The organism is Halobellus sp. Atlit-38R (assembly GCF_003665925.1).
GTDB classification, from domain to species: Archaea; Halobacteriota; Halobacteria; order Halobacteriales; family Haloferacaceae; genus Haloquadratum; species Haloquadratum inordinatus.
Genome location: NZ_QXIJ01000007.1, coordinates 1 through 12162, shown reverse-complemented (window position 1 = coordinate 12162; position 12162 = coordinate 1). Strand labels below are relative to the sequence as shown.

8 protein-coding genes are annotated in these 12162 nt (G+C 65.1%); 5 read left to right on the top strand and 3 right to left on the bottom strand.

Annotation, left to right across the window (positions count from 1 at the left end):
* Positions 1 to 3: 3 nt before the first annotated feature.
* Positions 4 to 1290 carry an NAD-binding protein gene (locus tag D3D02_RS10895; protein ID WP_121570018.1) on the bottom strand — a complete coding sequence of 429 codons (1287 nt, stop codon included), beginning with the start codon at positions 1288 to 1290 and terminating at the stop codon, positions 4 to 6.
* A 203-nt stretch (positions 1291 to 1493) separates the two neighbouring features.
* Here D3D02_RS10895 and D3D02_RS10890 point away from each other — a divergent pair, with 203 nt between their 5' ends.
* The 3 genes from D3D02_RS10890 (at position 1494) to D3D02_RS10880 (ending at position 4411) form a co-directional block, all read left to right on the top strand.
* Positions 1494 to 1907 carry a DMT family transporter gene (locus tag D3D02_RS10890; RefSeq protein WP_121570017.1) on the top strand — a complete coding sequence of 138 codons (414 nt, stop codon included), beginning with the start codon at positions 1494 to 1496 and terminating at the stop codon, positions 1905 to 1907.
* Between the two features lie 128 nt (positions 1908 to 2035).
* Positions 2036 to 2416 (top strand): Rid family detoxifying hydrolase, encoded by a 381-nt coding sequence (locus D3D02_RS10885; protein ID WP_121570016.1) that lies wholly within the window; start codon positions 2036 to 2038, stop codon positions 2414 to 2416.
* A gap of 177 nt (positions 2417 to 2593) precedes the next feature.
* Positions 2594 to 4411, top strand: a complete 1818-nt coding sequence (locus D3D02_RS10880; RefSeq protein ID WP_121570015.1) for an aldehyde ferredoxin oxidoreductase family protein — start codon at positions 2594 to 2596, stop codon at positions 4409 to 4411.
* Positions 4412 to 4463: 52 nt separating this feature from the next.
* On the opposite strand, the gene fdhF is transcribed toward D3D02_RS10880, so the two are convergent.
* Entirely contained in the window at positions 4464 to 6578 is a 2115-nt protein-coding gene (fdhF, locus tag D3D02_RS10875; protein WP_121570014.1) for a formate dehydrogenase subunit alpha, read from the bottom strand.
* 343 nt (positions 6579 to 6921) lie between these two features.
* Here fdhF and D3D02_RS10870 point away from each other — a divergent pair, with 343 nt between their 5' ends.
* Positions 6922 to 7482 carry a hypothetical protein gene (locus D3D02_RS10870; protein WP_121570182.1) on the top strand — a complete coding sequence of 187 codons (561 nt, stop codon included), beginning with the start codon at positions 6922 to 6924 and terminating at the stop codon, positions 7480 to 7482.
* A gap of 62 nt (positions 7483 to 7544) precedes the next feature.
* Here the strand turns inward: D3D02_RS10870 and D3D02_RS10865 are convergent, their stop codons facing one another.
* The gene (locus tag D3D02_RS10865) at positions 7545 to 9269 is read right to left on the bottom strand and encodes a formate--tetrahydrofolate ligase (protein WP_121570013.1); all 1725 of its coding nucleotides are present in this window, start codon (positions 9267 to 9269) and stop codon (positions 7545 to 7547) included.
* A 368-nt stretch (positions 9270 to 9637) separates the two neighbouring features.
* Here D3D02_RS10865 and folP point away from each other — a divergent pair, with 368 nt between their 5' ends.
* Positions 9638 to 12115, top strand: coding sequence for a dihydropteroate synthase (gene folP / locus D3D02_RS10860; RefSeq protein WP_121570012.1), 2478 nt, complete (start codon positions 9638 to 9640; stop codon positions 12113 to 12115).
* Positions 12116 to 12162: the final 47 nt, after the last annotated feature.

Genomic DNA, 12162 nt, shown 5'->3' with positions numbered 1-12162 from the left:
TGGTCACGTCTCCTCTGCAGTGTGCGCTGCGTCGTCCGACCCATCGGAGCGGTCCCCCGTCACCGAAACTCCCAGCAAGTCGTCGCGGGCGGTCCCGTCCGCGCTTCCATTCAACACGGACGCTCCGAGGAGTTGCCCGCCGATCGCCCGTAGATCGATCACTTCGTCGGCTCCGACGGCGTCCAGTTTGCCGACGTGCGTCTCCTCGTTGGCGACGGCGACGATCCGGACGTCGGGATTCACGTTTCGCGCCGCGAGGACGGCTAAGACGTTCTCGGCGTCGTCGTCGCCCGCGACAGCGACGCCGCTCGCGACGTCCACTCGTGCGTCTTCGAGCGCCGACTCGTCCGTGGGATCGTCGGTCAGGACTTCGATTCCCTGATCAGTCAACCGCGACGCGGCGTCGGCGTCGGGCGTGACGACGACGAGGTCAGTCTCGTCGCCGACCCGTTCGAGGAACGATTCTGTCACGTCGCCGTATCCGAGGACCACCACGTGATCCTCGAGGAGTGAGAGTTCTGATGCGGTCATAGTTCCGAAGGCAGCCGCCATCCGGGATTCGATCGCGGGGCCGATGAGCGCGCCGATGGCGACGGTGAACGCGCCCGTACCGAACAGGATCACCGATAGCGAGAACAGTTTCGCTTCTGCCGTCGTCGGCGTGATGTCGCCGTAGCCGACCGTCGCGATAGTGACGATGACGTAGTAGATCGCGTCGCCCCAGCCGTCGAGACCTATGAACTGTCCGCGGAGGCCGTAGGAGCCGATGGTTCCGTAGAGGCCGACGCCCAGGATCGAGGTCAGCGACGCGATCTGAAACGACGAGAGGTCGAGCGTCTGCTCGAATCCCTCTCGGTTCCAGACGAGGAGAGGAAAGGTGACGAGGATAAGGAGCAACAGCGGGATCTCTGTCGTTCGCCCCGTCGTGAGCGGCAGTAGTGCGAGCCCCGGAAGGAGCGCTGTCGCTGCCATCCACGCGAGTCGCTTCCGCCGTCGGAGTCCGAACGTTACGATCCCCAGTGGAAACGCGAACAGGACGCCCGCAAAGCGGACGAACGTCTCCGCCATCGGCAGGACGCCCGCGAGCGGCCCGGCGACGACGGGCTGCGCCTGGCTCAGGTTCGAGAGCCCGGTTACGAACGCGAGTACCGTCACTGCGGCGGTCAGCGCGACCGTCGGCTTTGCCCCCGAAAACTCCCGCCACTCGACGAACGGGACGCGATCCGTCGGATAGAACACCTCCTCGAACGGCCGTTCGCCGGCTTCGTCGCGTGAGTCAACCACTACCATACCTTCGAGTATCGGAGATAAAAACTGTACTGTTGTCTCGTTGTCTTTTTGTGTCCCACCGGCAGGCTAAACATCCCCAGCGATGTAGCATTGGATATGTCACGAAAACAGATATTACTCCGACTGGCTTGTCTGCCGATCGGCGTCTCAATTCGGAGACGAGTCGCCTTCTGCTGGACCCGTTCACGCGGAGGTGTGCCCGTGTGAACCCTGCGATCCTGTTCGGTATGGGTACGATGCTCGCGTGGGGTTTCTGGATCATCTTCGGCGACGTCGCCTCGAACACGATCGACCCCGAGATGGCCGCGTTCGCGTCGTACCTGACCGCGACAGTGGTCACAGGCCTCTACGTAGTCTACTCTGACGCGTCGCTGGCGGTGACGCAGCGCGGGCTGCTCTACTCCGCTGTCGCGGGTGTCGCGGCCGCGATCGGCGTCGTCTCGACGTTCGTCGGCGTCACGGTCGGATCGACCGCCGTCGTCTCGACGATCGGTGGGATGTACTTCGTCACGGCCGCCGTGATTAGCGTCGCCGCGCTCGGTGAACCGCTGTCGTTCCAGAAGGCGATCGGAATCGGTCTCGCGCTCGTCGCTATCGTCATCATCAATCAGGGATAGCGACTCCCCGACGCGCTGCGCTATCGACGCAACCGACGAGGACACAACACATCTTCAGACTGTCACGATGTGCCCGTCGTGGCCACTCTGCCGACTTTTAAGACGCCCGCTGAGGTAGTCGACTGCGTATGAAGCGAACCATCAGCACGGACGACGCACCCGCCGCAGTCGGCGCGTACAGCCAGGCGACGACGAACGGCAGTATTCTGATCACCGCCGGACAGCTCCCGTTGACGACCGACGGCGAACTCCTCGACGACGAGTCGGTCGCAGACCAGACGCGACAGTGCCTGCGCAACGTCGAAGCCATTCTCGAATCCGAGGGTCTCTCGCTCTCGGACGTGCTGAAGACGACCGTCTTCCTCGACGACATCGACGACTTCGACGAGTTCAACGAGGCGTACAGCGAGTTCTTCGACGAGGAACCGCCCGCACGCAGCGCCGTTGGGGCCGGTGCCGTCCCGAAGGGCGCGGCCGTCGAGATCGAAGCGATCGCGACGACCGAGTGAGGCGTTCTGAAGCGCCTGCGGAGTCGTATCGAAGCACCCGCATACCGAACACCTGTCGCATCGCTCGACACTCCCTCGGTCACTGAATCGATCGACACCCCTCGGCCGGTCCAGCGGCTGACACGAACCTCCCCATAGCAAACGCTTAATGAATCTCGCCCTGCTACGGTCTCTCGTATGAACGACGCGGCTCCCACCGATCTTCTCCGGGTCGACCTGAGCGCCGGCACGGTCGAGCGCGACCCGATCCCGGAGCGGTGGCTGGCCGAGTACGTGGGCGGTAAGGGGCTCGGTGCCCGCTATCTATACGAACGACTCGCGCCCGGGACCGATCCGCTCGGCCCGGACAACTACCTCCTGTTTATGCTCGGGCCGCTGAGCGGCCTTCTTCCCGGCGAGCCGCAGTTCGCGGCGATCACCCGCTCACCGCTGACGGGCACGTTCCTCGACTCCTACAGCGGCGGCGACTTCGCCGCCGACCTCGTCGGTGCGCTCGACGGCGCGCTCGGCGTCGCGATCACCGGACAGGCCGACGAGCCAACCGTGCTCGAACTCGACGACGGCGAGGCGACGCTCTCGCCGGCACCCGATCTCTGGGGCCGCGACGTCGTCGAGACCTGCGACGCCTTCGAAAGCTCGGTCGCCTGCGTCGGCCCCGCGGGCGAGAACCGCGTGCGCTACGCGACGATCGCCTCCGACGGCGGCGATCACCACGCCGGTCGCGGCGGCGCGGGCGCGGTGATGGGGGCAAAGGGGCTGAAAGCCGTCGTCGCGAGTGGCGCTCCGCTCGATCTCGACCCCGAGACCGCGGCGCTCCGCGAGGAGTACGAACGCCGCTACCGCGAGACCGACGTCGGGCGCTGGCACGCCGCGAGCGCGACGCTGGAAACTGTCGACTTCGCCGACGAGGTAGGCGTCCTCTCCACGCGCGGGTGGCAGGAGGGCTCGTTCGACGGCGCGGACGCCATCGGCATCGACGCCGTCCGCGACGCGGCCGTCGACCGCGAGCGCGAGGGTGACGTGCCCGGCGGCTTCCGCGTCGAGACCGAGACCGGCGAGTCGGTACCGCGCGGCGCGACCCAGATGTCGCTCGGTGCGGGCCTCGGAATCGACGACTTCGACGCCGTCGCGACGCTGGGACAGGTCTGCGACCGACTCGGCCTCGACGTCATCAGCGCCGGCAACGCGGTCGCGTGGGCGATTCGTGCCGCGGATGCGGGGGTCGTCGACCTCGACCCGCTGCTCGACGGCACGCCCACCTTCGGCGACGACGACGCGGCACGAGATCTCATCGAGGGGATCGCTGCACGAGAATCGGGCGTCGCCGACGCACTCGCCGACGGCGTCGAGGCGGCCGCCGAATCGCTCGGCGGTGCGGACCTCGTCCCGACGATCAAGTCGATGGAGGTCCCTGCCTACGACCCGCGCGGCTCCCCGTCGATGGCGCTGGCGTACGCGACGAGTGACCGCGGGGCCTGTCACCGCCGCTCGCTTCCGGCCGAGACCGAAGTGTTTCAGGGCGATTCGTGGGACGACGCCGACCGCGTCCGGCTGGTGATCCGCGAGCAGACGATCACCTCGGTCCTCTGGAGTCTCGTCGCCGACGACTTCGCCGGTGCCGTCCTCGAAGACGACCTCGGGGCCGAGTGGCTCTCGACGGTGGACACACCAGCGCCGACTGACCCTGCGGAACTACTCCGCGTGGGCGAACGCACATGGACGCTCACGCGCCTGTTCAACGTCCGGGAAGGCTTCGACGCGGCGGACGAGACGCTCCCGTCGGCCTTCGAGCGTCCGCTCGCCGGCGGTCCCGCGGACGGACGCGCCATCGACACGACGTGGTTCGACCGACTGCGACGCCGCTACTACGCCGCCCGCGACTGGAGCGCAGCGGGGGTTCCGACCCGGGCGCTCCTGGACAGACTTGGTCTCCTCGACGTCGTCGACGACGACACGCCCGTGGCTCGCGAGTCGCTGGCGCGTTGTGACGACTGAGGTCGGATCCGTCCGGAAAAATTGAACTGTGAGCCGCGACTGCGCGCTGTGATCAGTCGTCGGCCGGTGCGTCGCTGCCCTCGGATGGCTCGACGCCGACTTCGATCTCGGCGGCGGCGGCCTTGTACTCCGGAATCTTCGCGCGCTCGTCGAGCACGTCGTTCGTGAGACGGTTGGCGGAGGCGGCCGCGAAGTGCGGCGTCGTCCAGATGACCCCCTCTTTGATGTCTTCTGTGACGTGGGCCTCGACGGTGATCTCACCGCGGCGGGATTTGACGGTGACCTTCTCGCCGTCTTCGATTCCGTAGCGCTCGGCGTCGTTCGGGTGCACGTCGACGAAGTTCTCCGGGTACTGGTTGTTGAGACGCGGCGAGCGCCGGCTCATCGTCCCGGTGTTGTAGTGCTCTTCGAGCCGCGCGGTCGTCAGGATGAGCGGGTACTCGTCGTCGGGCGTCTCCTTCGGTGGCTGGTGGGTGACGCCTTCGATCTGGCCGAGGCCGCTCTCGGTGTCGAAGCTGTCCTCGTAGAGGAACGGGTCGCCCTCGTCGCCGGGTTCGTAGCAGGGCCAGTGGACGCCGTCCTCCCCGAGGCGGTCGTAGGTCATCCCGTGGTAGATCGGACAGACCTCCCGGAGTTCCTCGAACACTTCCTCGGGGGTGTCGAAGTCGAAGCCCTCACCGAACAGGCGGGTCCCGACCTCACAGAGGATGTCGAGGTCGTGCTTGGTGTTCTCGTGGACCTTCTGGACCGGTCGCATCCGCTGGACGCGGCGGTCGGTGTTGGTGACGGTGCCGCCTCGTTCGGCCCACGTCGTCGCCGGGAGGACGACGTCGGCGAACTCGGCGGTTTCGGTCATAAAGATGTCCTGCACCATCAGGAAGTCGACTTCCTCTAAGCGCTCGGCGACGCGGTTGGCGTCGGGTTCGGACATCACGGGGTTCTCGCCCATCACGTACATCCCGTGGATTTTCTCGCCGATGTTGTGGGTGATCTCGACGTTCGTCAGTCCCGGTTCGTCGGGAACCTCGAATCCCCAGACGTCTTCGACGCTCTCGCGCGCCTCGTCGTCGTCGACGAGTTGGTAGCCCGGCAGGACGTTCGGCATCGCGCCGACGTCGCTCGTCCCCTGGACGTTGTTCTGCCCGCGTAGCGGGTTGACGCCGGTGCCGGGGCGACCGAGATTGCCGGTGACGAGCGCGAGATTGATCTCGTTTTGGACGTTGTCGACGCCGCAGGTGTGCTGACTCATCCCCATTCCGGTGAAGATGGCGGCGTTGTCGGCGTTCGCGTACTTCTCGGCGGCGAGCTCGATGTCTTCGAGCGGGACGCCGCACTCCTCGGCGGCGGCTTCCTTGTCGAAGTCTTCCAGCGTCTCGCGCAGATCCTCGATGCCCTCGGTGCGCTCTGCGATGAACTCCTCGTCCACCCAGTCGTTTTCGAGGACCGTTTTGAGGACGATGTTGAGAAGCGGGATGTCGGTGCCCGGTTCGAGCTGGAGGTGCTGGTGGCGGTCGGTGTCCTCGATCTCGAAGGAGCGGGTCGTCTTGTTGGCGTGGGGGTCGACCTGGATGACGGTCGCGCCGTCGAGCACCGCCTGGCGGAAGTAGTTGCTGTTCGCGATGGGGTGCTGTTCGGCGGGGTTCGCGCCCTGGATCCACAGCACGTCGGCCTCGTTCATGAGGTCCTCCATACTGTTTGTCATCGCGCCCGCGCCGAGACTCGTCCGCAGCGCCCAGACGGTCGAGGCGTGACACATCCGGGTGCAGTTGTCGACGTTGTTGGTGCCGTAGCGGCGCGCGAGTTTCTGGAGGAGGTAGTTCTCCTCGTTCATCGTCTTCGAGGAGCCGAAAAAGCCCATCGCGTCGGGGCCGTGCTCCTCGCGGATGGACTCCATCTCCGAGACGATGCGCTCGTAGGCCTCGTCCCACGACGCCTCGCGGAACTCGCCGTCTTCTTTGATCAACGGCTCTGTGAGTCGGTCCTCGTGGTCGACGACCTGCGTCGCTGCACCGCCTTTGATGCAGACGCGGCCGTCGTTGACGGGGGCGTCGCCCCACGGCATAAATCGCATATCGCTCGGCTCCTCACCTGGCTGTACCTGGATGCCGCACCCGACGCCACAGTACGGACAGATCGTCTTCACCGGATCTTGATCTTCACTTGACATTATTGAGCTCCTCCCGCTGATGGATCATCTCGTTCGTATTCCTTCCTTGCCACAAGTATGAATCTTTCTCACATACAGTACACCGGTTTATCCGGACGATCGACTCCAGCGGTGGGCTTCCGGCCTAGCGGCCTATCCGGAGATATCTCCGACGATTCGACCTGCTGTAACGACAGATCCTCCCATCGATCGTTGTCTCTTTATAGATATATCGATAAAGTGTTACTTCTAACACGAGCTGATACCGATCGAGACAACTCATAAACGTGTTGTGTTCTGGCCGATCCTGTTCGGTTCTGCGCCGGAGGAAAACGTTGAGGCGACTGGCGGGGTTACCGCGTGTATGGAACTCACTGCAGCGGTCGTCGACGAGAAACGCCGCGCGTATCCCGAGGTGCAAGCCCTCTCAACCGTCGAGGAGGAACACGTCGATCTGCTTCCGGAGACGTTCGCGAGCGGCGATTACGGCTGGCGCGACGCCGAGTGGGTCGTGCAGTGGTACGGCCGCCGGTTTTTGGGAGAGATTCCCAACGCGGACCGCCGCGCGATCGAAGACGCGTACGACGAGAACGACTACGAGGACGTTCACGCGGCTATCTCGGCTGCTGTCGAGGCTGATACCACAACCGAGATGGTGTCGTCGCTGACTGACCTGGCCGGCGTCGACGTCCCGATCGCATCGGCGTTCTGCCAGTTCATCGACCCCGAGCACTACGTCGTCGTCGACTCGCGGCAGTGGACGACGCTCCGTGACCTCGGGGAGCTCGACGAACCGTACCCCGATCCAGTCACGACCGACGCGTACGAACGCTATCTCGATACCTACCGGGCCGTCGCCGAGGGCTGTGATTGTACCCTGTGGGATCTCTATCGGGCACTCTGGGTCATCGCTGCCGAAAAGTAAAGACACAGAATAGGTGGGTCGGCGTCGCGACCGACTCCACGAAGCGGCCGCGACCCTCCGTCTTAGAACAGGCCGCTGATGTTGCCGTCTTCGTCGATGTCCATTCCGGCAGCCGCGGGTTCAGCCGGGAGCCCGGGCATGTCCAGCACGTCGCCCGTGAGCGCGACGATGAACCCTGCGCCGGCCGAGGGGTAGAGTTCGCGGACTTCGAGTTCCCAGCCCTCGGGCGCGCCCTTCTTGCTCGGATCGTCGCTCAGCGAGTGGAACGTCTTCGAGAGACAGACCGGCGCGTCGTCGAAGCCGAGTTCCTCCATCCGCTCGATGTCGTCTTCGGCGCTGCCGGTGTAGTTGACGCCCTCGGCGCCATAGACCTCGGTCGCGACTGTCTCGATCTTCTCTTTGATCGGCGCGTCGTCGGGGTAGAGGTGATCGAAGTCGTCCTCGTCGCCCGCCTCGACCGCGTCGACGACGTGCTCTGCGAGGTCGACGCCGCCTTCGCTACCCTCGGCGAAGACGTTCGATTCGGCGATTTCGACGCCGAGGTCCTCGCGGCAGTGTTCGACGACTGCCTCGATCTCTTCGTCGGTGTCGTCGGGGAAGCGGTTGAGCGCGACGACGACCGGGACACCGAACTTCTGGAGGTTCTCGACGTGCTTGTCGAGGTTCGCGAATCCGGCTTCGAGTTCGTCGACGCCGGCCTCCTTGACGGCGTCTAAGTCTGCGGGCCACATTCCCATTCCGTGGTACTTCAGCGCGCGGACCGTCGAGACGAGAACGACCGCGTTCGGCGTCATATCGCCGAGTCGGCAGACGATGTTCATGAACTTCTCCGCGCCGAGGTCCGATCCGAATCCGGCCTCCGTGACGAGGTAATCGCCCATCCCGAAGGCGGCCTTGTCGGCGATCAGGGAGTTCGTCCCGTGAGCGATGTTCGCGAACGGGCCGCCGTGGACGAAGGCGGGCGTGCCCTCGATGGTCTGGACGAGGTTCGGCTTGATCGCGTCCTTCAGGAGCATCGTGGCCGGGCCGGTCGCGTCGATGTCGTCGACGGTGATCGGCTCGCCGTCCTCGCCGTAGCCAACGATGATGCGCGCGACGCGCTCTTTGAGGTCGCCGAGATCCTCTGCGAGACAGAGCACGGCCATCAGCTCCGAGGCAGCCGTGAGGAGGAAGCGTTCCTCGCGCGGCGTGCCGCCGGTCTTCCCGCCGAGGCCGACGACGATGTCGCGAAGCGCGCGGTCGTTCATATCCAGCGCGCGCGGCCACGACACGTCGTTGATGTCGACGTCGAACTCGTCGCTCTGGGAGATCTTCGCGTCGAGCATCGCCGAGATGAGGTTGTGCGCGGACGTGAGCGCGTGCAGGTCGCCGGTGAAGTGGAGGTTGATATCCTCCATCGGAAGCACCTGCGAATAACCGCCGCCGGCCGCGCCGCCCTTGACGCCGAAGACCGGCCCCAGCGACGGTTCTCGAATCGCGATCATCGCGTCCTCGCCGACGTGATTGAGCGTCTGTCCGAGTCCGACCGTCGTGACGGTCTTGCCCTCGCCCATCGGCGTGGGCGTCATCCCGGTTACCAGTACGAGGTTTCCTTCTTTTTCGGATGCGTTGTCACGGAGTCGATTGACGGTGTCGTGCGTCAGTTTCGCTTTATAGTCACCGTGCGCCTCGAAGTCGTCGGCGTCGATGCCCCAGGGGTCGAGGACGTCCTCGATCGGTTCCATCTCCGCTGACTGTGCGATCTCGTAGTCTGTCGGGAAGCCTTCGCTGTCGTCTGACGACGTCATATCTCCGGATGACCCTCGGAGGCCACGTAAGGGTATCGGAGAACATATACGGCACGTATCATTTCGTGTTTCGTTTGCGCGCCACATCCACCCGAACCTATCCGAATTTTTCGGACTCCTTCGAAAAAATTCGACAACCTACGATTATTGTCGTGGATTGACGTGCCTACACGTGTAATGCTATTTTACAGGGTACACTACGGTTTATCACGTACGATAGTGAAGTGAATACAGTCCCTCATCAGCGCATTCTGATCCGATATGATCGTATGCGTGATCTCCGACCCTATATTTGTACGATTATTGACTGTTCTTGTTCCGGTCGCTCTGCGATAGGTTAATCAGGTGACCGCCGCCGAATACGTGGTATGAAGTATCACGAGGCGGCCGACTATCTCACTTCGTTTCAGCGGCGCCGGCCCAAACTCGGGATCGAGACGACGGCGCGGATGCTCTCGCACTTCGGCGATCCGCACCTCGACGTCGACTGCGTGCAGATCGCCGGCTCGAACGGGAAGGGCAGCACGGCGCGGATGCTCGAAAGCGTCCTCCGTCGCGCGGGCGTGAGCGTCGGTCTGTTCACCTCACCGGGGCTGAACGACTTCCGCGAGCAGGTACGCGTCGACGGGCGCAAGGTCCCCAAAGCGAAGATCGCCGAGTACGCGGCGGAACTCGGCCCCTGCGTCGACCGCCTCCGCGAGGACGACGACGAGCCCACCCACTTCGAGGTTCTCACGGCGGTGGCGCTCCGACACTTCAGCGAGATGGACGTCGACGTGGCGGTGTTAGAAGTCGGCATCGGCGGCCGGTACGACGCGACGAGCGCCGTCGACCCGGTGGCCAGTGCCGTCACGAGCGTGAGCTTAGAGCACACGGAACTACTGGGCGATACCATCGAAGAGATCGCACGCGACAAAGCACAGGTCGCGCCCCGCGATACACCTCTCGTCACCGGTGCCGACTGCGCGGCCCTGGATGCGATCCGCGAGGTGACAGACGCCATCTCTGTCGGCTCCGCGGAGACGGATCCGGACGTCGTCGCGGCCGAAATCGGGATGCACTCCCACGTCGAAAGCGACATTTCGATCACGGGCCCGGACTGGTCGGTCGAAACGCAGAGTCCACTGTTAGGCGCCCATCAGGCTACCAACGCGGGCGTCGCGGCCACGCTCGCGCGACAGATCGCCGACGTCGACGCCACCACGATCGCGGAGGGTCTCCGGTCGGTGCTGTGGCCGGGCCGATTCGAGATTATGTCTACCGACCCGATGACCGTCCTCGACGGTTCGCACAACCCCGGTGCGGCCGAGACCATCGCCGACCTCGTCGAGCGCTACGACTACGACGACCTCCATCTCGTCTTCGCTGCGATGTCCGACAAGGACTACGACGAGATGGTCGCGTCGCTGCCGCCCGTCGCGACGGCGTACGCGACCCGGCCGGACCTGGACCGCGCCGAAGATCCGGACGCCCTCGCTGACACACTCGCAGAGTACGCCGCGGAGGTGGACGTCGTCCCGTCAGTCCCCGAGGCCACGGAGCGAGCGATCGAGTCAGCCGACGAGGACGACTTCGTCCTCGTCACCGGATCGCTGTACGCGGTCGCGGAGGCCCGCGACCGCTGGACCCGACGGCTCGTTCCAGTCTCTCGGACGCGGCAATCGCACGTCGAGAACGCCTTCGTCGGTGCCACCTTCGACGCCGATGTCTCGGGTGCGACGGCCGACGAACCACAGCCGGTAGACGCCGCTCCAGACACCCTCGAAGGGATCGATCGACGGGTCTTCCGGACCTACCTTCGCAAAGAGCAGGCCGAACGCGTGGCCGACCACCTCTCGGACATCGGCGGGCAGTGCTACCGCTCGACGGCTGGCAGCCCGGAGAAGTTGGTTGCGACGGTGCTCGCCGGGACGACCGCACAGTTCCGGGACCTCGCACGGACGCTGTCGGCGGACGGCCTCGGACTCCGCCGCCTCGCGACGCAACTCGAAGACCGCCTCGATCCCGTCGAACCGCCTCGTGAGGCGGGTCTGGAGCCGCTCGCTACCGACGGAACGGCGGTGATGGGCATCCTCAACGTCACGCCCGACAGCTTCCACGACGGCGGCGAGTACGAGGCCCTCGATGCGGCCGTCGACCGAGCCGAAGCGATGATCGAAGACGGCGTCGACATCATCGACGTCGGCGGCGAGAGCACCCGCCCAGGTGCCGAACCCGTGCCTGTCGACGAGGAGATCGACCGCGTCGTGCCGGTGATCGAGGAGATCGCCGACCTCGGCGTCCCGATTTCGATCGACACCCGGAAAGCGGCCGTGGCCGACGCGGCGCTCGACGCCGGCGCGGACATCGTCAACGACGTCTCGCAGCTCGCCGACCCCGAGATGCCCTTCGTCGTCGCCGCACACGACGCCTCGCTCGTCTTGATGCACAGCCTCACCGTGCCGGTCGACCCGGACCGCACGACCACCTACGACGACGTCGTCGAAGACGTTCTCGACGAACTCTCCGAGCAGCTCATTCGGGCTCAGCGCGCTGGCATCGACGGCGACAAAATCGTCATCGACCCCGGATGTGGCTTCGGGAAGTCGCCCGCGGAGTCGTTCGAGCTGATCGACCGGACTGCCGAGTTCGAGGCCCTCGACTGTCCCGTTCTGATCGGGCACTCCCGAAAGTCGATGTTCGAGGCGGTCGATTACGCCGACGACGATCGCCTCGCGCCGACGCTCGGTGGGACGGCGATCGCCGCCGACCGCGGCGCAGCGGTCGTCCGCGTTCACGATGTCGCCGAGAACGTCGCGGTTGCGCGTGCGGCAGAAGGCCGCGTCGAGACCGACTCCGATACCTGACTCCTCTCCTCTCCTCTCCTCTCCTCTCCTCTCCTCTCCTCTCCTCT